Source organism: Planotetraspora mira (assembly GCF_016863275.1).
GTDB lineage: Bacteria > Actinomycetota > Actinomycetes > Streptosporangiales > Streptosporangiaceae > Planotetraspora > Planotetraspora mira.
Window position 1 is genome coordinate 13,781 of sequence record NZ_BOOO01000033.1, and the last position, 19,682, is coordinate 33,462.

General features: G+C 70.1%; 17 protein-coding genes. 15 read left to right on the top strand and 2 right to left on the bottom strand.

Annotated elements, in window-relative coordinates; genetic code table 11:
* Window positions 1-39: 39 nt before the first annotated feature.
* The 10 genes from Pmi06nite_RS26935 (at window position 40) to Pmi06nite_RS26980 (ending at window position 9,916) form a co-directional block, all read left to right on the top strand.
* Window positions 40-978: a hypothetical protein gene (locus Pmi06nite_RS26935; RefSeq protein WP_203955929.1), complete on the top strand. Its 939-nt coding sequence runs from the start codon at window positions 40-42 to the stop codon at window positions 976-978.
* 60 nt (window positions 979-1,038) lie between these two features.
* On the top strand, window positions 1,039-2,679 hold the full coding sequence (gene murJ / locus Pmi06nite_RS26940) for a murein biosynthesis integral membrane protein MurJ (RefSeq protein WP_203955930.1): 1,641 nt from the start codon (window positions 1,039-1,041) through the stop codon (window positions 2,677-2,679).
* Between the two features lie 39 nt (window positions 2,680-2,718).
* On the top strand, window positions 2,719-3,855 hold the full coding sequence (locus Pmi06nite_RS26945) for a glycosyltransferase (protein ID WP_203955931.1): 1,137 nt from the start codon (window positions 2,719-2,721) through the stop codon (window positions 3,853-3,855).
* Window positions 3,856-4,089: 234 nt separating this feature from the next.
* Entirely contained in the window at window positions 4,090-5,103 is a 1,014-nt protein-coding gene (locus Pmi06nite_RS26950) for a TerC family protein (protein WP_203955932.1), read from the top strand.
* Window positions 5,104-5,242: 139 nt separating this feature from the next.
* Window positions 5,243-5,914, top strand: a complete 672-nt coding sequence (locus Pmi06nite_RS26955) for a phosphatidylserine decarboxylase (protein WP_373317336.1) — start codon at window positions 5,243-5,245, stop codon at window positions 5,912-5,914.
* Complete coding sequence (pssA, locus tag Pmi06nite_RS26960; protein WP_203955933.1) at window positions 5,901-6,740, top strand: CDP-diacylglycerol--serine O-phosphatidyltransferase; 840 nt, start codon at window positions 5,901-5,903, stop codon at window positions 6,738-6,740. The genes Pmi06nite_RS26955 and pssA overlap by 14 nt, the downstream gene beginning before the upstream one ends.
* Before the next feature lie 150 nt (window positions 6,741-6,890).
* Entirely contained in the window at window positions 6,891-7,187 is a 297-nt protein-coding gene (locus Pmi06nite_RS26965; RefSeq protein ID WP_203886251.1) for a hypothetical protein, read from the top strand.
* A gap of 234 nt (window positions 7,188-7,421) precedes the next feature.
* Window positions 7,422-8,123 carry a DUF998 domain-containing protein gene (locus Pmi06nite_RS26970; protein ID WP_203955934.1) on the top strand — a complete coding sequence of 234 codons (702 nt, stop codon included), beginning with the start codon at window positions 7,422-7,424 and terminating at the stop codon, window positions 8,121-8,123.
* A 41-nt stretch (window positions 8,124-8,164) separates the two neighbouring features.
* On the top strand, window positions 8,165-8,539 hold the full coding sequence (locus Pmi06nite_RS26975) for a YciI family protein (protein WP_203955935.1): 375 nt from the start codon (window positions 8,165-8,167) through the stop codon (window positions 8,537-8,539).
* 90 nt (window positions 8,540-8,629) lie between these two features.
* The gene (locus Pmi06nite_RS26980; protein WP_203955936.1) at window positions 8,630-9,916 is read left to right on the top strand and encodes an RNA polymerase sigma factor; all 1,287 of its coding nucleotides are present in this window, start codon (window positions 8,630-8,632) and stop codon (window positions 9,914-9,916) included.
* Window positions 9,917-9,979: 63 nt separating this feature from the next.
* On the opposite strand, the gene Pmi06nite_RS26985 is transcribed toward Pmi06nite_RS26980, so the two are convergent.
* Both Pmi06nite_RS26985 and Pmi06nite_RS26990 read right to left on the bottom strand, forming a co-directional pair.
* A complete protein-coding gene (locus Pmi06nite_RS26985) occupies window positions 9,980-10,624 on the bottom strand; it encodes an MBL fold metallo-hydrolase (RefSeq protein WP_203955937.1) in 645 nt (214 codons plus the stop codon).
* Window positions 10,625-10,654: 30 nt separating this feature from the next.
* The gene (locus Pmi06nite_RS26990) at window positions 10,655-11,473 is read right to left on the bottom strand and encodes a maleylpyruvate isomerase family mycothiol-dependent enzyme (protein ID WP_203955938.1); all 819 of its coding nucleotides are present in this window, start codon (window positions 11,471-11,473) and stop codon (window positions 10,655-10,657) included.
* Between the two features lie 285 nt (window positions 11,474-11,758).
* On the opposite strand from Pmi06nite_RS26990, the gene uvrA reads away from it, so the two are divergent.
* The 5 genes from uvrA (at window position 11,759) to Pmi06nite_RS27015 (ending at window position 19,622) form a co-directional block, all read left to right on the top strand.
* The gene (gene uvrA / locus Pmi06nite_RS26995) at window positions 11,759-14,599 is read left to right on the top strand and encodes an excinuclease ABC subunit UvrA (RefSeq protein ID WP_203955939.1); all 2,841 of its coding nucleotides are present in this window, start codon (window positions 11,759-11,761) and stop codon (window positions 14,597-14,599) included.
* A 165-nt stretch (window positions 14,600-14,764) separates the two neighbouring features.
* Window positions 14,765-15,220 (top strand): Rieske (2Fe-2S) protein, encoded by a 456-nt coding sequence (locus Pmi06nite_RS27000; RefSeq protein ID WP_203955940.1) that lies wholly within the window; start codon window positions 14,765-14,767, stop codon window positions 15,218-15,220.
* A 226-nt stretch (window positions 15,221-15,446) separates the two neighbouring features.
* A complete protein-coding gene (uvrC, locus tag Pmi06nite_RS27005; protein WP_203955941.1) occupies window positions 15,447-17,402 on the top strand; it encodes an excinuclease ABC subunit UvrC in 1,956 nt (651 codons plus the stop codon).
* A gap of 205 nt (window positions 17,403-17,607) precedes the next feature.
* Window positions 17,608-18,477, top strand: a complete 870-nt coding sequence (gene rapZ, locus Pmi06nite_RS27010) for an RNase adapter RapZ (protein ID WP_203955942.1) — start codon at window positions 17,608-17,610, stop codon at window positions 18,475-18,477.
* A gap of 227 nt (window positions 18,478-18,704) precedes the next feature.
* Entirely contained in the window at window positions 18,705-19,622 is a 918-nt protein-coding gene (locus Pmi06nite_RS27015; protein ID WP_239095073.1) for a gluconeogenesis factor YvcK family protein, read from the top strand.
* Window positions 19,623-19,682: the final 60 nt, after the last annotated feature.

Below are 19,682 nucleotides of genomic sequence, written 5' to 3' on the forward strand. Positions count from 1 at the left end.
GATGACGACGACGAGCGCCTGACGAAGAAGGAACCAGCTGTGGCCCATCGCTCCCCGCTCGGCTCTGTGGCCGGTGCCGTGTTCGGGGCCGTCCTCGGCGCCGTCGCCGCACGGGCCGCCTACGCCGCCTTCAAGAGGCGTCCTCCCCTCGGCGACGAGAAGACCGCCGAGGAGTACTGGACCAGGACCAACCACCGGGGAGAGCCCGTCACGCTGCTGGAGGGCCCGGCGTTCGTCGCGGGCGCCGGCGCGGCCATCGTGCTCGCGCCCGGGGTTCCCGCGCGTCTCAAGGCGGCGGGAGTGCTCGCCGGCGTCGGCAGCGGAGTCCTCGGCGCGTACGACGACGTCTTCGGCACGACCTCGTCCAAGGGGTTCAAGGGCCACCTGGCCGCTCTCAGCCGCGGCGAGGTCACGAGCGGGGCCGTGAAGATCCTGGGCATCGGCGCCACCGGGCTCGCGGCGGCCGTGATGTCCTCGGCGACGCCGGACAACGGCGCGCGGAAGGCGGGCGTGGTGTCGCGCACGTTCGGCACGCTGGTCGACGGCGCGCTGATCGCCGGAAGCGCCAACCTGGCCAACCTCTTCGATCTCCGGCCCGGTCGTGCGATCAAGGTGGGCCTGCTCGCCGGCATCCCGCTGGTGGCCGCCTCCGCGCGGGCGAACTCCCGTGCCGCCGCGCTGGCCGCGATCCCCCTGGGGGCGGCCGTCGCCCTCCTCCCCGAGGACCTCGGCGAGCGGGCGATGCTCGGCGACTCCGGGGCCAACGCCCTGGGCGCCCTGCTCGGCCTCGCCGCGACGGTGCAGTTGGGCAGGCCCGGCCGGCTTGTCCTGCTCGGCACGGTGGCCGCGCTCACGGCGGCCTCCGAGAAGATCAGCTTCACCAAGGTCATCGCCGGCAACCCCGTCCTGAACCGCCTCGACATGCTCGGCCGCCGCCCCCCGCAGGCTCCGGCGGGGACCGCACGGCCCGCCGCGTGACACAGCGCCACCTCCCGCGACGCGGACGCCCGACCGGTGTGCGCGGCAGGCCGCGGCCGCATGTCTAGACGGTTCGGCGCCGGGATCGCCGGGGCCGCGGTGCTGATCGGGGTCATCACGATCCTGGCGCGCGTCACCGGCTTCGCCAAGCAACTGGTCTTCGCCAGAGCGGTGGGGACCAACTGCCTGGCCACGGCGTACTACACGGCCAACCAGGTGCCCAACATCATCTTCGAGCTCGTGGTGGGCGGGGCGCTGGCGGGGATGGTCGTGCCGGTGCTCGCCGGCGCCGCCGGCCGGCAGACGGCCGACGCGCGTGCGGAGGTCGGCCGGATCTCGTCGGCACTGCTCACCTGGGTGCTCGTGCTGCTGGTCCCACTCGGCCTCCTGACGGCGCTCCTCGCCGGTCCGGCGATGCGGCTGCTCACCAGCGGCGTCAGGGACTGTGACCCCGGGGCGGTGGCCGCGGTCGCCGCGCGGATGCTGGTGGCCTTCGCCCCCCAGATCCCGCTGTACGGCTTGGCCGTCGTCCTCTACGGCGTGCTCCAGGCGCACCGGCGGTTCACCGGGCCGGCGGTGGCCCCGCTCGTGTCGAGCGTGGTGGTGATCATCGCTTATCTGGCCTTCGTGCCGCTCAGCGGCGGGGACAGCGATCCGGCGTCCGTGCCCGGCCCCGCGGAGATCGCCCTGTCGGTCGGGACGACGCTCGGGGTGCTCGCGCTGGTCGTGACCGTCATCGGGCCGGCCTCCCGGCTCGGGGTGAGATGGCGGCCCACTCTGCGTTTCCCCGACGGCGTGGCCGTACAGGTGCGACGGCTGGCCCTCGCCGGGCTCAGCGCGCTGGTCGCGCAGCAGGCCGCGATGGCCATCGTGATCCCACTGGCCAACCAGGACGTCGGCGGGGGAGCGCTGGCGGCCTACAACTACGCCTGGGCCATCTATCAGGTCCCCTACGCCGTGCTGGCCGTCCCCATCGCGACCAGTGCCTTCCCGGTGCTCTCCGCCCGGGCGCAGGACGCGGACGGCGGGCCCTTCGCGGCGCTGTCGGCGCAGACCACGCGAGCGGTCCTGGTCGTCTCCGGTCTGGCCGCCGGCGCGCTCGCCGCAGTCGCCGAGCCTGTCGCGCAGGTGTTCCTCGGGCAGGCCGACACGAAGATCGCGCCGGCGCAGTTCGCCTCGGCCATCGCGTTGTTCGCTCCCGGTCTGATCGGCTACGGCCTCATGGCGCACCTGAGCAGAGTCCTGTACGCGAGCGGGCGTGGCCGTGCCGCCGCCCGCGGCATGGTCATCGGGTGGCTGGTCGTCATCGTGGCCCAGGTGGCGTTCGCGCGGACCTTCCCCGCGGACTGGAAGCTGGGCGGGCTCGCCCTCGGCCAGGCCGCCGGCATGACGGTGGGGGGCGTGATCCTCCTGGTGTCGGTGTTCAGGGACCGGGGTGCGGAGGCGCTGCACGGCGTTCCCCGGGCGGCGCTGGCCGCCGTCGTGGGCGGCGGAGGAGGCCTGCTCGCCGGCCTCGGCGTCGTGCACGTGCTGGGCGGCTCCGGCCTCTGGGCGGGTGTCGCGGTCGCGGCCCTGGCGGGCGTTTGCGCGGTGTGCGTGGGGACGCTCGCCGCGGCCGCCGTCGACAGGAGAGACCTGCTGGCCGTCGTCGCACGGCTTCGCGGGCGCCGGGACGCGCAGGACCCCGCGAAGATCGCCTGACCTGGGCGCGGCCTTCGTCAGGGTGGAAAGGGAGTGGGCATGAAGGTGGCGCTCGTGCTGGGGACCAGCGCGGGAGGTGTGGGTAGGCACGTCCGGATGCTCGCGGGAGGACTGGTCGGCAACGGCGACGAGGTGGTCGTGGCCGGTCCGCCGAGCGTGGAGGAGTCCTTCGGCTTCACCGGCGTGGGCGCCGGCTTCGCCGCCGTCCCGATCGCGGATCGCCCGCATCCAGTGAACGACCTCAGATCGATCGCCCGGCTCAGGGGGATCACCCGGGGGGCGCATGCCGTACACGCCCATGGCCTGCGGGCGGGCGCTCTCGCCGCGGTGGCCCTGAGCGGGGGGCGCCGCCGTCCCGGCCTCGTGGTCACCCTGCACAACGCCGTCACCACGGGGGGCGCCATCGGGGCCGTCTACGGGGCGCTGGAGCGGATCGTCGCCCGCAGGGCGGACCAGGTGCTGGTCGTCTCGCCGGACATCGGCGAGCGCATGCGCGCCAGGGGAGCCCGCCACGTGAGCGCGGCCGTGGTCCCCGCTCCGCCGCTCGGGAGGCCGTCCCGGACCCCGGAGGAGGTACGGCAGGAGCTCGCAGGCCTGGCCGGCGACCGGTCGGTGGAAGACACCTCCCCGGGCGGCAGGCCCGTGCTGCTGACGGTGGCCAGGCTCGCCCAGCAGAAGGGGCTGGAGACGCTTCTCGACGCGTCGGCCCGGCCGTACGACAGCCGCCCCTTGTTCGTCGTGGCCGGCGACGGGCCGCTGCGGCCGGAGCTTCAGGCCCGGATCGACGCCGAAGGGCTGCCGGTCCTGCTGTACGGCTGGGCGAGCACACCCGACCTGCTCCAGGTGGCGACGGCCGTGGTCGTGCCGAGCAGGTGGGAGGGCCAACCCTTGAGCCTCCACGAGACGCTGAAGGCGGGCCGGCCCGTCATCGCGACCCGGGTGGGCGGCATTCCCGCCATGGTGGGGGACGCCGCCCTTCTCGTCCCACCCGGCGACGCCGTGGCGCTGGGTGAGGAGATCGCACGCGTCCTCGGCGACTCCGCCTTGGCCGGACGGCTCGCGGCGGCCTCCGCGCGTCGCGGGGAGGAGCTTCCCGGCGAGGCCGACGCCGTCCGCTCGGCGATGGAGGCCTACCGGGCGGTGTCCCGGGATGGCGGAGGGGTGACACCCTCGTAGCCGCGGCCCCGCCTTGGCCGGCGGCCGATCACCTCGCCCACCTGCGCTGATGGAAGTGCTAGTCCGCCGGATTAGGTCAACCTAAGCCTGATCCATATACTGAGCGGGTTGGGGGGGAGTATCCCTTCGCGACAGCCTCGTCATCACGGCGTCCGCGCCCGGGACTGTCGGTCCACCTCGGTGGGCGGGAGAGACCTCCGGCAGTGTCTTCGCGCGCGCCGGAAGGTCTTCATCTTGAGTGTTCCTCTGTGGGCATGGGTCGCCGTCATCGTCGGCATGCTCGTCGTCCTCGCGATCGACCTGTGGATCGTCGACCGCGGCGAGCCCCGGGAGTTCTCGCTCCGCCAGGCGGGGTTCTGGGTCGGTTTCTACGTTTCGCTGGCCGCCCTTTTCGGCGTCATCTTATTGATCTTCGGTGGGACCCAGGCCGGAGGCGAGTTCTTCGCCGGGTACCTGACCGAGTACAGCCTCAGCGTGGACAACCTGTTCGTCTTCTACATCATCATGGGGCGCTTCGCCGTACCGAGGATCTACCAGCACAAGGTGCTGCTGGTGGGCATCGTGCTCGCGCTGATCATGCGCGGCATCTTCATCGCCATCGGCGCGGCCGTCCTCAACCAGTTCAGCTGGCTCTTCTACGTCTTCGGGGTCTTCCTCGTCTACACGGCCTACACGCTGGTCCGGGACCACAACAAGCAGGAAGAGGAGTTCACCGAGAACCTCGTCCTGCGCTGGGCGCGCCGGGTGTTCCCGACCACGCCCGACTACGTGGGCTCGCGCGCGTTCGTCCGCGTGAACGGCCGGCGGATGGTCACTCCGATGCTGATCGTCATGATCGCGATCGGCACCACCGATCTGCTCTTCGCGCTCGACTCGATTCCGGCGATCTTCGGGCTCACCAAGGATGCCTTCATCGTCTTCACCGCCAACGTGTTCGCCCTGATGGGACTGCGTCAGCTCTACTTCCTGCTGGGGGGTCTGCTGCAGCGCCTGGTCTACATCAGCTACGGGCTTGCGTTCATCCTGGGTTTCATCGGGGTTAAGCTCGTTTTGGAGGCACTGCACGAGACCGGGGTCTCCTGGGCGCCTCAGATCCCTATCTGGCTCTCCCTGTCCGTCATCGGCGTCACGATGGCGATCACGACCGTCGCCAGCCTGATCAAGGTCAGGCGCGACGCGGTGGCCGCTTCGGCGCAAGTGCCGCAGGGACAGGATGCCCCGCAGGGTCAAGAAGCCTCACAGGGGTAGGAAGCCTCACAGGGGTAGCGAAACGGGCAACGAAACTGTTTGCTTGTCTCGTTGTGCCGTGCAATGACCGACCGGTCGGTAATATCGTCCGTTAAGGCGCAAACCGGTCCATAGTCGCTACAGAGTACAAAGGTTCCCTGTGTCCAACGATTCTGAATTTTCCCGCGACCTCGTCCAGGCCGCAGGAGGTCCCGGTCGGATCCGGCTCGCGCGTGGGGTGTCGCCATGGCTGGCGCCTACCGCCACGGCGGCGGCTGTCACCACCCTTCTCATCCGCAGGTCCCCCAAGTGGGCACTGGCCGCCGCACCTTTGGCGGCCCTGACGGGTGGGATGCTCTGGTTCTTCCGCGACCCCGAGCGAGCGCCGGGACGGGGCAGGGTGATCTCGCCGGCCGATGGAGTCGTTCAGAGCATCGATCCGTGGGCCGATGGCCGTACACGGGTGGCGATCTTCATGAGCCCCCTGAACGTGCACGTCAACCGGGCGCCGGTGGCCGGCACGATCACGTCGGTCGAGCACGTGGCCGGCGGGTTCGTCCCCGCGTTCAACAAGGACAGCGACAAGAACGAGCGCGTGGTCTGGCATTTCGACTCCGACCTCGGAGACATCGAGATGGTGCAGATCGCCGGCGCCGTTGCCCGCCGGATCGTGCCGTATCTGGAGGCGGGGGCCAAGGTGACCCAGGGTGAGCGGGTCGGACTGATCCGGCTGGGCTCCCGGGTCGACGTCTACCTGCCCGAGGGCATCACCCCCGCGGTCACCGTGGGCGACAAGACCGTGGCGGGGGTGACTCGCCTTGACCACATCTGATCTCGGTGCGGACGCGAGCTGGCCGGTCGAAGGGCTGGCCGACGAGCCTCAGGGTCCGGTCGGCAAGGCCTTCCGGCTGTCGGCCGCCGACTCGCTCTCGCTCGGAAACGCTCTCAGCGGCTTCCTCGCCGTCTGCCTGCTCGCGTGGTCGGCGATCACCGATCTGCAGTCCAGCGGCAAGTTCGAGCCCGACCCACGGTTCTTCGGCACCGCGGTGGTCCTGCTGCTCGTCGGTGCGACGTGCGACCTGTTCGACGGCCTTGTGGCCAGGAGGTTCCGCGCGTCGGCGATGGGCGCCGAGCTGGACAACCTCGCCGATGTGATCAGCTTCGGCTTCGCTCCGGCCTTCATGGTGGTGATCTGGGGCGGGTTCTCCGGCAGGGTGCCTCTGTGGCTCGTGTTGTTCGCCGCGGCCTCGGTCCTGCTCGCCGGTGTCGTACGGCTGGCCCGCTTCGCCTGCGTGAAGACCAAGAGCGGCGACTTCATGGGTCTGCCGATCCCGATGGGCGCGATGACCGTCGTGTCGATCGTGCTGCTCTTCCAGCCGGGATATCTGACGATCGCCGGGATCATGGCGGTCGCGTGGCTGATGGTCAGCCGGATCGAGTACCCCAAGCCGAAGGGCAACCTCGCCGCCGTCGTCCTCGCCTGGATGATGATCAACGTGGCGTGCCTCATCATCTGGGCGGCCCGCCTGGCCGGAGGCGACCAGCTCATCACTGTGGGCGCCGTCATGCAGATCGCCATCGTGTCGGCGATCCCATTGCGCGTTCTGATGTTCAAACAGCAGCAGCGGAGGGAACGACGCGAGGAGAGCGTGGGCTGACGCCGATGCTGAACAAGGGCCTGACCAGGGACTACGGTCACTCGGGCCCTTCAGCGTCGGGCATGTCTGCAGGGCATGATCGTCAGGTGGGCCCAGGCTCTTCTTCTTCACGTGGATAGATCGCCTAGTCCAAACGGAGCCCTGGTCGCCATGCCTCGTGAGCACACCCGGACGTACTTCCTCGGCAAACTCGCCCGGGAGTTGGAGCTCAGGGGCCTGGAAGCATTCCTGCGTCCCGACCCTCCCTCGCTGAAGGTCCGTGATCCGGACGCGGCGATCTTCTCCGAGACCGTCGACTGCGTCGCCCTGTCCGACGGCTGGTTCTACCGCTGGTCCTGGGGCGACGTGGTGGAGAGCGCCGACCAGCCCGCCGCCGCGGCCGATCGCATCGTCAAGGTCTTCACCACCGGTGAGCCTCGCCCGCATCCGGGCCTCGAAGACGCCTGAGTCTGAGCGGGGCCGGCGGGCGTGGGAAGCCGGTGGTCCCCGGTATCGGCCGGCCGGCCGTACGGGCTGCCCGCATGAGAGACGCTGACGTAGCGGCACGGGCAAACCGCCAGGTCATGGGCCGGGGACCTTGCTCGGAAAAAAAACTTCCTGCGATGTGTCGATTCCCGGCGGGCCCGTTCGAGGCCCAGGTGGAGGGCCGAAACGAGCGGCCCGGAACCGAAGGGAATCGACATGACGGCTCAGCAGGCGACTTCGGTCGCGGACGGCGCCGAGGCCGGAGCGGGCTGCGATCCGGCGACGAGCGTCACCAAGACCTTGCTGGCCTACGGTGTCATCGCCGGGCCGATCTACGTCCTGGTGTCCGTGATCGAGGGCCTCACCCGAGAGGGCTTCGACTTCTCCCGCCACGCGTGGAGCCTGCTCGCCAACGGCGACTTCGGCTGGATCCACGTCGCCGATCTGGTGGTGACCGGGCTGATGACCGTCGCCTTCGCGGTCGGTCTGGGACGCGCCCTGCGGCCAGGATTGGGGGCCACCTGGGCTCCTCGCCTGGTCGGCGCGTACGGCGCGAGCATGGTGGCCGCCGGGGCGTTCCGCGCGGATCCGGCGCTGGGCTTCCCCACGGGGACACCGGCGGGCGCGGGCGAGGTCTCCTGGCACGGCACGCTGCACTTCGTCTCGGGCGGCATCGGTTTCGCCTGCCTGATCGTGGCGTGCTTCGTGATGGGAGCCCGGTTCGGCCGCGATGGGCGCCGGGGCTGGGCGGCGTTCTCCCGGATCACCGGGGTGCTGTTCTTCGCGGGCTTCGCCGGCATCGCGTCCGGCGGCGGTAGCGTGTGGATCAATCTGGCCTTCACCGCGGCGGTGGTGCTCGTCTGCGCCTGGATATCGGCGCTGGCGGTTCATCTCTACCGCCGGGCCGCGCACAGCTGAACCCCCATTCGGAGAGCGTCGTAGGAAGGCAAGGAGAGATCATGCGTTACTTGGTGATACTTAAGGCGGAGCAGCCGACGACCCCGCCGCCCCCCGAGCTCATGGAAGCGATCATGAAGCTCGGCGGCGAGGCCACCGCGGCAGGTGCCCTGCTCGACACCGCGGGGCTGGCCCCGAGCGCGGCGGGCGCCCAGGTCGCGCTGGCCGGGGGACGGCTGAGCGTGACCGACGGGCCGTTCGCCGAGGCGAAGGAGCTCATCAGCTACGCGCTGTACGAGGTGCGGTCGAAGGAGGAGGCCGTCGAGTGGACCTCGCGCTTCATGAAGCTGCACCGGGATCTCTGGGAGGGCTGGGAGGGTGAGTCCACGGTCCTGAAGGTGCTCGGTCCCGAGGACTTCGGACCTCCTGCGACCTGAGGCCACCGGGGTTGAGATTCCCGGCCGGGCGCGGCGGATCTCGTCCCTTGCCTCCCGTACGGGGGCCTGATGGTGGTTGGATCGGCAACCATGACGGTCGCCGATCCCCACCGGGCCACCCACCGCGCGATCGAGGCGGTCTGGCGGATCGAGTCGGCCAGGGTGATCGCCGGACTCGCCCGGCTCGTCCGCGACGTCGGCCTGGCCGAGGAACTCGCGCAGGACGCGCTGGTCATCGCCCTCGAACAGTGGCCGGAGTCGGGTGTCCCCGACAATCCGGGCGCGTGGCTCATGGCGACTGCGAAGCATCGCGCGATCGACCTCCTGCGCCGCCAGACGCGGTACGCGCACAAGCTCGAGGAGGTCGGCCGTGATCTCGACGTCCGGCAGCGGGCGGAACCGGACCTGGACGCGGCGATCGACGACCAGATCGGCGACGACCTGCTGCGCCTGGTCTTCACCGCCTGCCATCCCGTCCTGCCGACCGAGTCCCGTGTCGCGCTCACACTGCGCCTGCTCGGCGGGCTCACCACCGAGGAGATCGCGCGGGCATTCCTGATCGCCGAGCCCACGGTCGCCCAGCGGATCGTCCGCGCGAAGCGCACACTCGCCTCGAAGAAGGTCGAGTTCGAACTGCCGGCGCCGCACGAACTGGCCGACCGGCTGGCGTCGGTGCTCGGCGTCATCTACCTGATCTTCAATGAGGGCTACGCGGCCACGGGCGGGGACGACTGGACGCGCCCGGAGCTCTGCCAGGAGGCGCTCCGACTGGGCCGGATCCTCGCCGGGCTCGCGCCCGGCGAGCCCGAGGTGCACGGGCTGGTCGGGCTGATGGAGATCCAGGCGTCACGTCTGCGCGCCAGGACGGGCCCGTCGGGCGACCCCGTTCTGCTCATGGACCAGGATCGGCGCCTGTGGGACCGGCTGCTCATCCGTCGCGGCCTGGAGGCGATCGACCGGGCCGAGGCGCTCGGCGGCATGTTCGGCCCGTACGCCCTGCAGGCCGCGATCGCCGCCTGCCACGCCCGCGCGCCGTCCAGGGAGGACACGGACTGGGAGCGGATCGCGGCGCTCTACCAGGTGCTGGCCCATGTCTCGCCGTCTCCGGTCGTGGAGCTGAACAGGGCCGTCGCCGTCGGCATGGCCACGGGGCCGGCCGACGGCCTGGAGATCGTGGACGCACTCGTGTCCGAGCGCACGCTGGCGGGCTACCCCCAGCTGCCCGCCGTACGCGGTGATCTTCTCGCCAGGCTGGGCAGGCTCGACGAGGCACGGCTGGAGTTCGAACGTGCCGCGGCGCTGACGCGGAACGGGCGGGAGCGCGCGCTCTTCCTCGACCGGGCCGCGGACCACGCCAAGGGGACCCCGGCCGGGTGACCGCGCGCCCGGATCGGGCACGCGGCCGTGTTCTGCCGTGTCGCCGGAATCGTCAGGCGCGGATCACCAGCCGCGCGCCTTCCATTCCGGCAGGGCCGGGCGCTCGACTCCGAGGGTGGTGTCCTTGCCGTGGCCCGGGTACACCCAGGTCTCGTCGGGCAGCCGGTCGAAGATCCGCTCTGCGACGTCGGTGAACAACTGGCTGAACCGCTCCGGGTCCTTCTGGGTGTTCCCGACGCCGCCGGGGAACAACGAGTCTCCCGTGAAGATGTGGGAGTCCCGGTACAGCAGCGCGATCGATCCCGGCGTGTGTCCACGCAGGTGGATGACGTCCAATGTGGCGTTGCCCACGCTCACCTGGTCGCCGTGGTCCACCGTCCGGGTGACCTCGACCGGCAGTTCGGGGGCGTCGAGCGGGTGGGCGATCACCTGCGCTCCCGTGGCCCTGGCCACGTCCTCGAGGGCCAGCCAGTGGTCCTGGTGGCGGTGGGTGGTCACGATCGAGCTGATCGGCCGATCGCCGATCAGCTCGAGCAGGCGATCCGGCTCCGCGGCCGCGTCGACGAGCAGCCCGTCGCCGGTCTCCGTGCACCGCAGAAGGTAGGCGTTGTTGCCGAAACCGCCGACCTCGATCTTGGAAATGGTCAGCCCGGGCAGCTCACGCACGTCGGCGGGGCCACCCTGGGTGACGTCTCCGGTGTAGCTCATGATCCTCCTTGAGATCCTTCACGGCTCACGCTAGTCACGGTCGGGCGGCCATGTGCGCGGCGGCTCCGCCGGCAGCTCCGGCGGCGCGGGCAGCACCAGCCACGGAGGCGGCGACGGCAGGCTCCCGGGGACCGGCGTGCCCGCGGCCTCCGGACGGGGCGGCTTCACGCTCAGGCCCCGCCCGTCCCCCCGCCCGACGAGCCAGGCGAGAAGCTCGCGGGGCGAGCCGTGCACGGCGGGGCCGTGGCCGAGACCGCGCCAGACCTGGATGTGCTCGCCGTCGTCGCGCCGGTCCCGGGAGACGATCTCGCTGATCGGGCCGTCGCCGCGGGGCCACGACAACATGGTGTCGTACAGCTCCCGCCTGACGTAGGTCTCCGGCCAGTCGGCCCAGCCGTACCCGGCGGCGAGATCGACATGGTGGACCTCGACCTCGCGGAGCCGGCGGGCCGGGATGTACCAGGCCGGGTGCTCAGGCGGGCGCATGCCGATCACCATCGCCGACCAGGCCTCGGAAGGCAGATCCTCCACCGCCTCCCGGAACCGTCCGGCGCTCTCCTCGAGGTCGGCGAGCAACTCCTTCGCGGGCCGTACGGCTCCCGCCTCGATCTCGGCCTCCCGCACTCCCGGCGCGGAGTACTGGGGCGTCCTGACCCCGGTCCTGGCCCAGGTCAGCAGGTTGACGTGGCCGTCGGCATTGCGTGCCAGGTGGGCCAGGACGTGCCCCCGGGTCCATCCGGGCAGAACAGAGGGCGCGCGGACGTCGTCGTCGGTGAGCCGGGCGGCGGTCGCCAGCAGCCGGCTCGTGGATTCGGCCAGTTCGGTCTGGAACTCCTCGACAGCGGACATAGGGCAATCATGGACCACCCCGCGGACCGTGCCCCGGACGGCCGGCCGGGGGTGTCAGGGAAGAGCGCGCAGGCCTGGACGGTTCTAGTGAGAGAGTTTCCGGCCGGAGTCCGGGACGTGGGTTTGACGGAACTCATACCCTGGATGAGTGGGGGCGTGACCGTTTCGGAGGCGTTCAGCGGGCCGCCCGCGCCGGCCGCCGGAAGACGCCCCCGGAATTGTCGGTGGCTCCGGATAGCTTGCCCGTGCACCTCCTGTTGACTCCATCGACCTATCGGGACCACCGTGGCTGACCGCCTGATCGTGCGTGGCGCACGTGAGCACAACCTGAAGGACGTCTCGCTGGACCTTCCGCGAGACGCTCTCATCGTCTTCACGGGGCTTTCCGGCTCCGGAAAGTCCAGCCTGGCCTTCGACACGATCTTCGCCGAGGGCCAGCGGCGCTATGTCGAGTCCCTGTCCGCCTACGCGCGGCAGTTCCTCGGCCAGATGGACAAGCCCGATGTGGACTTCATCGAGGGCCTGTCCCCGGCGGTCTCCATCGACCAGAAGTCGACCAACCGCAACCCGCGTTCCACGGTGGGCACGATCACCGAGGTCTACGACTACCTGCGCCTGCTCTGGGCGCGGATCGGCAAGCCGCACTGCCCCCAGTGCGCCCGCCCGATCGCGAGGCAGACGCCGCAGCAGATCGTCGACCGCGTGCTGGAGCTGGAGGAGGGCACCCGCTTCCAGGTGCTCGCCCCGGTCGTCCGCGGCCGCAAGGGGGAGTACGCCGAGCTGTTCCGCGAGCTTCAGACGAAGGGGTTCGCCCGGGCCAGGGTGGACGGCACGATCGTCAGGCTGGAGGAGCCGCCGACGCTCAAGAAGTACGAGAAGCACGACATCGAGGTGATCGTCGACCGGCTCGCGGTGAAGGACGGCGCGCGGCGCAGGCTCACCGACTCGGTGGAGACCGCCCTGCAGTTGTCCGGCGGCACGATCACTCTCGACTTCGTCGACCTCCCCGAGGGCGACGCCAACCGTGAGCGGTTCTACTCGGAGCATCTCTACTGCCCCTACGACGACCTGTCGTTCGAGGAGCTCGAGCCCCGGTCGTTCTCGTTCAACTCGCCTTTCGGCGCCTGCCCCGAATGCACCGGTCTCGGCACCCGGATGGAGGTCGACCCCGACCTCGTCGTACCGGACCCGGAGCGCACGCTCGGCGACGGCGCGATCGGCCCCTGGGCCAGCGGTCACACGAGCGACTACTTCGTCCGGATGATCGAGGCCCTGGGCAACGCGCTCGGGTTCGACCTCGACACGGCGTGGGAGCGGCTGCCCAAGAAGGCCCAGAAGGCGCTCCTCAACGGTTACGACGAGCAGGTCCACATCCGCTACCGGAACCGGTACGGCCGCGAGCGCTCCTATTACACGAACTTCGAAGGCGTCATCCCCTGGGTGCAGCGCAGGCACGCCGAGTCGGAGAGCGACGCCAGCCGGGAGCGGTTCGAGGGCTTCATGCGTGAGGTCCCGTGCCCGGCCTGCGGTGGGCGCCGCCTCAAGCCGGTGTCCCTCGCCGTCACCGTGAGCGACGCGTCCATCGCCGACGTCTCGGGCCTGTCGATCGGCGAGTGCGCCGCGTTCCTGGGCAAGCTGCAGCTGTCCGACCGGGACATGCACGTCGCCGAGCGGGTGGTCAAGGAGATCAACGCGCGGCTCGGCTTCCTGCTCGACGTCGGTCTCGACTACCTCACGCTCGACCGGGCCGCCGGGACGCTCGCCGGTGGCGAGGCTCAGCGGATCCGCCTGGCGACCCAGATCGGATCCGGCCTCGTCGGCGTGCTGTACGTCCTTGACGAGCCCTCGATCGGCCTGCACCAGCGCGACAACCAGCGACTCCTGGAGACGCTCATCCGGCTGCGCGACATGGGCAACACGCTGATCGTGGTCGAGCACGACGAGGACACGATCGCGGCCGCCGACTGGGTGGTGGACATCGGTCCCGGCGCCGGCGAGCACGGCGGCCAGGTGGTGGTCTCCGGCACGGTCGAGCAACTGCTCGCCAGCGAGCAGTCCCTCACCGGGGCGTACCTGTCGGGCCGCAAGGCGATAGCCATACCGGACGTGCGCCGCAAGCGGGACCGCAAGCGGCAACTCGTCGTGAAGGGCGCCCGCGAGCACAACCTGACCGGCGTGGACGTCGAGTTCCCCCTGGGCGTCTTCACGGCGGTGACGGGCGTCTCCGGCTCGGGCAAGTCGACGCTGGTCAACGACATCCTCTACAACGCCCTCGCGAAGGAGCTCAACGGCGCCCGCACCGTGCCCGGGCGCCACTCCCGGGTGACGGGGACCGATCTGGTCGACAAGGTCGTCCACGTCGACCAGTCGCCGATCGGGCGCACGCCGAGGTCCAACCCCGCGACCTACACCGGGGTCTTCGACCACGTGCGGAAGCTCTTCGCGGCGACCGCCGAGGCGAAGATCCGCGGCTACCTGCCCGGCCGGTTCAGCTTCAACGTCAAGGGCGGCCGTTGTGAGGCGTGCTCCGGCGACGGCACCATCAAGATCGAGATGAACTTCCTGCCCGACGTGTACGTCCCCTGTGAGGTCTGTCACGGCGCCCGGTACAACCGGGAGACGCTGGAGGTCCACTACAAGGGCAAGACGATCTCCGAGGTCCTCGACATGCCGATCGAGGAGGCCCTGGAGTTCTTCGAGGCCATCCCCGCGATCCGGCGGCACCTGCAGACGCTCAACGACGTCGGCCTCGGCTACGTGCGGCTCGGGCAGCCGGCGACCACGCTGTCCGGCGGCGAGGCCCAGCGCGTGAAGCTCGCCTCGGAGTTGCAGCGCAGGTCCACCGGGCGCACCGTCTACGTCCTCGACGAGCCGACGACGGGTCTGCACTTCGAGGACATCCGGCGCCTGCTCGGGGTGCTCAACCGGCTCGTCGACAACGGGAACACGGTCATCGTCATCGAGCACAACCTCGACGTCATCAAGACGGCCGACTGGATCATCGACATGGGCCCCGAGGGTGGGTCCCGCGGCGGCAAGCTGGTCGCCACGGGAACGCCCGAGGACATCGCCCGGATCGAGGACAGCCACACCGCCCTGTTCCTTCGCAAGATCCTCGGAATGTGACGGACTCGGGCGGGTCGGCGGGGGACCCGCTTACTTTCCGCAGATCAGTCGTCCGTCATGCTGAACCAGGTCAGGGATCGGATCCGTAGTAGTCGACGTAGGGTTACACGTCACTCATGGGGCGGACGAAAGACCCGGGCCTGTTCGCAGAACGGAAGGAAGAACATGACGGAGACGACACGTCGTGCGGTGATCTTCGGCACGGGAGGGGCCGGCCTCGCGGTCGCGCTGACCGCCTGCGCCGGATACGGCACCGGCAGCACGGACGCGGCGGCCCCGCCCGCTCCACCCGCGGACGGGGCCGGTGACGGGGCCGCGTCGAAGGTCAAGGCCGGCGCCGCGATCGCCAAGACCGCGGACATCCCCGAGGGGGGCGGCAAGATCATCTTGGCTGCGCAGCTCGTCGTGACCCAGCCTTCAGCCGGTGAGTACAAGGCGTTCAGCGCGGTGTGCACCCATCAGGGCTGCATGGTGGACAAGATCACTGACGGCACGATCGACTGCCCGTGTCACGGGAGCAGGTTCAGTGTGAAGGACGGCTCCGTGGTGAACGGCCCGGCGTCGGCGCCGCTCCCGGAGATGAAGATCAACGTGAGTGGGAGCGACATCACCCTGGCGTGAGTCCCGCGCCCGGCGCGATCACGGAGACCGGCCGCACACGAGGCGGCCGGCCACGATCCCGCCGGGCTCCTCCATCTCGGGACGAACCCCGGCGGCGGCCATCGCGATCTCATGAAGCGGTGGTCGTCGCGATCTCGCGAGGGGCGGTCACCGCGGTCTCGCGAAGGGGGGTCACCGCGGTCTCCAGAAGCCGGAATTGTCGGCGGATCCAAGTAGGCTTTGGGTTGTGGCGGATCCGGCAACCTATCGACCGGCGCCCGGATCGATCCCCGAGTCGCCAGGCGTCTATCGCTTTCGCGACCCCGGCGACCGGGTGATCTACGTTGGCAAGGCGAAGAGCCTTCGCCAACGACTGAACTCGTACTTCGCGGACTTCGCGGGGCTGCACCCGCGGACCCAGACGATGCTGACCAGCGCGGCCTCGGTCGACTGGACCGTGGTCGGGACCGAGGTCGAGGCGCTCCAGTTGGAGTACTCCTGGATCAAGGAGTTCGACCCGCGGTTCAACGTGAAGTACCGCGACGACAAGTCCTACCCGTACCTCGCGGTGACCATGGGGGAGGACTTCCCCCGGGTGCAGGTGCTGCGCGGGGCCAAGCGCAAGGGGACGCGCTACTTCGGGCCCTACTCGCACGCCTGGGCGATCAGGGAGACCGTCGACCTGCTGCTGCGCGTGTTCCCCGTGCGCACCTGCTCGGCCGGCGTCTTCAAGCGGGCCGGCCAGATCGGGCGGCCCTGCCTGCTGGGATACATCGACAAGTGCTCGGCTCCCTGCGTCGGCCGCGTCACCCCCGAGGAGCACCGCGACCTGGCGGAGGACTTCTGCGACTTCATGGCGGGCAACACCACCCGCTTCATCAAGCGGCTCGAGCGTGAGATGCGTGCCGCGGCCGCCGTCGAGGAGTACGAGAAGGCCGCCCGCCTGCGTGACGACGTCCAGGCGCTGCAGCGGGCCCTGGAGAAGCAGACCGTCGTCCTCGGCGACGGCACCGACTGTGACGTGATCGCCCTGGCCGAGGACGCGCTGGAGGCGGCCGTGCAGGTCTTCTACGTGCGCGGCGGGCGGATCCGCGGTCAGCGCGGCTGGGTGGTCGACAAGGTCGAGGAGACGACGTCCGGCGATCTCGTGGAGCAGTTCCTCCTCCAGATGTACGGCGAGGCCACGATCCCCCGGGAGATCCTCGTCCCGGCCGCGCCGCCCGACATGGAGGCCGTCATCGAGCTTCTCAGCGAGCAGCGGGGCTCGCGGGTGGATCTGCGCGTCCCCCAGCGGGGGGACAAGAAGAGCCTGATGGAGACCGTCGAGCGCAACGCCAAGGAGTCCCTCGCCCAGCACAAGCTCAGGCGCGCGAGCGATCTGACGACGCGCAGCCGTGCGTTGCAGGAGATCGCCGACGCCCTCGACCTGGACCAGGTCCCCCTGCGCATCGAGTGTTACGACGTGTCCCACATCCAGGGATCGGACGTGGTGGCCTCGATGGTGGTGTTCGAGGACGGGCTGGCCCGCAAGAGTGAATACCGCAGGTTCTCGATCAAGAGTGCCGAGGGCGACGTCGCCTCCATATACGAGGTCATCTGCCGGAGGTTCAAGCGCTATCTGGAGGAGCGCGTCGCCACCGGCGAGCTCGACGGCGAGTCCGCGGGGGACGGGCCACCGGACGAGCACGCCGACCGGAGCCGCGGCGATTCGGCGGCCGGGATGCCCATCGACCCGGAGACCGGCCGCCCGCGCAAATTCGCCTACCCGCCCAACCTCGTCGTCGTGGACGGCGGCCCGGCCCAGGCGGCCGCGGCCCAGCGCGCGCTGGACGAGCTGGGGATCGACGACGTCGCGGTCTGCGGTCTGGCCAAGCGGCTGGAGGAGGTCTGGCTGCCGGGGGAGGACCTGCCGGTGATCCTTCCGCGGACCAGCGAGAGTCTCTACCTGCTGCAGCGCGTACGCGATGAGGCCCATCGCTTCGCTATCACCTACCATCGGTCAAAGCGCTCCAAAACGCTGAAGGAAAGCGCGCTGGACCAGGTTCCGGGGCTCGGGCCGTCTCGCAGGCAGGCGCTTCTGCGCCACTTCGGCTCGGTCAAGCGACTGCGCGACGCCACCGCCACCGAGATCCTCGAGGTTCCCGGCATCGGTCCGGCGACCGCAGACGCGATCGTCGCGGCCTTCAAGGAAGAGAGCGCGTGAACGTCGGGGGACGTTCGCCCGGCACGTGGCCGGCTCTGAACGGTCACGTGCGGTGGCGGGACGGTCGCGTGTTGCGGCGAGCCGGTGGCGCGCCGTGGTGCGGCGGTGTCATGCTCCGGGCAGGGGCATGTCGTCTCCAGGCGGGGGCGCCGATGGGACGAGGCCGTTATCGAGGCCATTAATCAGGCAGGACGGTGAGCGGGCGATGAGCACGACTGAGCCGGCGTTCGTTGTGGTCACAGGCATGTCAGGTGCGGGCAGGAGCACAGCGGCGAAGGCGTTGGAGGATGTGGGCTGGTTCGTCATCGACAACCTGCCGCCCGGTCTGTTGTTCTCCCTGGCGGAGGAGGCGGGCAAGGTCAACCTGGCCGCCGACAAGGTGGCGGCCGTCGTCGACGTGCGCAGCCTCGCTTTCACGACGGACCTCAACGCGGCGATCGAGGAGCTCGACGGCCGCGGTGTCGGCGTCCGGGTGATGTTCCTGGAGGCGAGCGACGACGAGCTGGTTCGCAGGTTCGAGAACGTCCGGCGGCCCCATCCCCTGCAGGGGGACGGCCGGCTGGTCGACGGCATCGGCCGGGAGCGCGGCATCCTCCGTGAGGTCAGGGCCAACGCCGACCTGGTCATCGACACCTCGTCGCTGAACGTGCACGAGCTGCGCAACAAGGTGGTCTCCTTCTTCGGCGGAGAGGACCGGCCCGGCCTCAAGGTCAGCGTCGTCTCCTTCGGCTACAAGTACGGCATGCCCGTGGACGCTGATCTGGTGGTCGACTGCCGGTTCCTGCCCAATCCCCATTGGGTGCCCGAGCTGCGCCCCATGAACGGCCTGGACACGCCCGTCAGGGACTACGTGCTCAACCAGCCGGGCGCGAAGGAGTTCCTCGACGGGTACGAGGACGTCTTCGGTGTCGTGGCCGCGGGCTACACCCGCGAGGGCAAGAGCTACGTCACCCTCGCCGTGGGATGCACGGGAGGCAAGCACCGCAGCGTCGCCATGGCCGAGGAGATCGGGTCCCGGCTCCGGGAAGACGGCATGGACGTGCAGGTCAGCCATCGCGACATGGGCCGCGAGTAAACCTCCTCGCATCTCGCGGCACGGTTCCGCACCGCCCTCGCCGGGTGAGGCTGTATCGCGCAATTGTGGATCTTCCGGAGCTTTTTCGTAGAGTAGGGCTTTCTGGAAAAGGGCTTCGTTAGGGTTAGGCGAGCCGTGCGGCGAGGAGGAGCATGAACGAGCTCGCCTTTGGACTCGGTGAGTCCGCCGTCCCCGGGGAGTTCGCGAGTCCCCCACGTGGGCCCAAGGTGGTCGCCCTCGGCGGCGGCCACGGCCTGTACGCGTCTCTGTCGGCCCTGAGAAGGGTCACGGGCGATCTCACGGCCATCGCCACGGTCGCCGACGACGGGGGCTCCAGCGGCCGTCTCAGGCGCGAGCTCGGCGTCCTGCCGCCCGGGGACCTGCGTATGGCCCTCGCGGCGCTGTGCGGCGACGACGAGTGGGGCAAGACCTGGAGCGAGGTCGTCCAGCATCGCTTCCGCAGCGAGGGCGAGCTGCACGGGCACGCCATCGGCAACCTTCTGATCGTGGCCCTGTGGGAGCTGCTCGACGACCCCGTGAAGGGGCTGGAGTGGGTGGGCCGGCTGCTCGGCGCCCACGGCCGGGTCCTGCCCATGGCGTCGGTTCCCCTGGACATCGAGGCCGAGGTCGAGCTGGACGGGGTGATCTCCGTCGTCCGCGGGCAGGTGGCCTGCGCGCTGACCCCGGGGCGGGTGCAGGCGATCTCACTGGTGCCGCCGGACCCGCCCGCCTGCCCGCAGGCGGTCGAGGCGATCGAGGAGGCCGACTGGGTGGTGTTCGGCCCCGGATCCTGGTTCACCAGCGTGCTGCCGCACCTCAAGGTGCCTGAGCTGGCCCGTGCTCTGCACGCGACCAGTGCCAGGCGGCTGGTCGTCCTCAACCTCGCGCCGCAGCCGGGGGAGACCGACGGCTTCTCCCCGGAGAAACATCTGGAGGTGCTCAGGGAGCACGCGCCGTCCCTGCTCGTCGACGCGGTGCTGGCCGACCAGAGCGTCGTCGACGATCCGCGGGCCCTGGAGAAGGCCGCCGTGTCCCTCGGCGGCCGTTTGGTTTTGGCTGATGTGGCCGCTTCTGACGGATCTCCGAGGCACGATGGACCACGTCTTGCCACGGTCCTGGACGAGATTTTCCACGAGAAGCGGTGATCCCCGTCTGTCAAGGTGCGAGAGACTGGCTCCCGTAAGTCTGGTTCGGGGAGGACACGC

What these genes read in the sequence shown, in the direction of transcription:
- murJ (WP_203955930.1), top strand. Translation starts at nt 1,039, where the DNA reads ATGTCTAGACGGTTCGGCGCCGGGATCGCCGGGGCCGCGGTGCTGATC.
- Pmi06nite_RS26945 (WP_203955931.1), top strand. Translation starts at nt 2,719, where the DNA reads ATGAAGGTGGCGCTCGTGCTGGGGACCAGCGCGGGAGGTGTGGGTAGG.
- Pmi06nite_RS26965 (WP_203886251.1), top strand. Translation starts at nt 6,891, where the DNA reads ATGCCTCGTGAGCACACCCGGACGTACTTCCTCGGCAAACTCGCCCGG.
- Pmi06nite_RS26970 (WP_203955934.1), top strand. Translation starts at nt 7,422, where the DNA reads ATGACGGCTCAGCAGGCGACTTCGGTCGCGGACGGCGCCGAGGCCGGA.
- Pmi06nite_RS26975 (WP_203955935.1), top strand. Translation starts at nt 8,165, where the DNA reads ATGCGTTACTTGGTGATACTTAAGGCGGAGCAGCCGACGACCCCGCCG.
- Pmi06nite_RS26980 (WP_203955936.1), top strand. Translation starts at nt 8,630, where the DNA reads ATGACGGTCGCCGATCCCCACCGGGCCACCCACCGCGCGATCGAGGCG.
- Pmi06nite_RS26985 (WP_203955937.1), bottom strand. Translation starts at nt 10,624, where the DNA reads ATGAGCTACACCGGAGACGTCACCCAGGGTGGCCCCGCCGACGTGCGT.
- Pmi06nite_RS26990 (WP_203955938.1), bottom strand. Translation starts at nt 11,473, where the DNA reads ATGTCCGCTGTCGAGGAGTTCCAGACCGAACTGGCCGAATCCACGAGC.
- Pmi06nite_RS27000 (WP_203955940.1), top strand. Translation starts at nt 14,765, where the DNA reads ATGACGGAGACGACACGTCGTGCGGTGATCTTCGGCACGGGAGGGGCC.
- rapZ (WP_203955942.1), top strand. Translation starts at nt 17,608, where the DNA reads ATGAGCACGACTGAGCCGGCGTTCGTTGTGGTCACAGGCATGTCAGGT.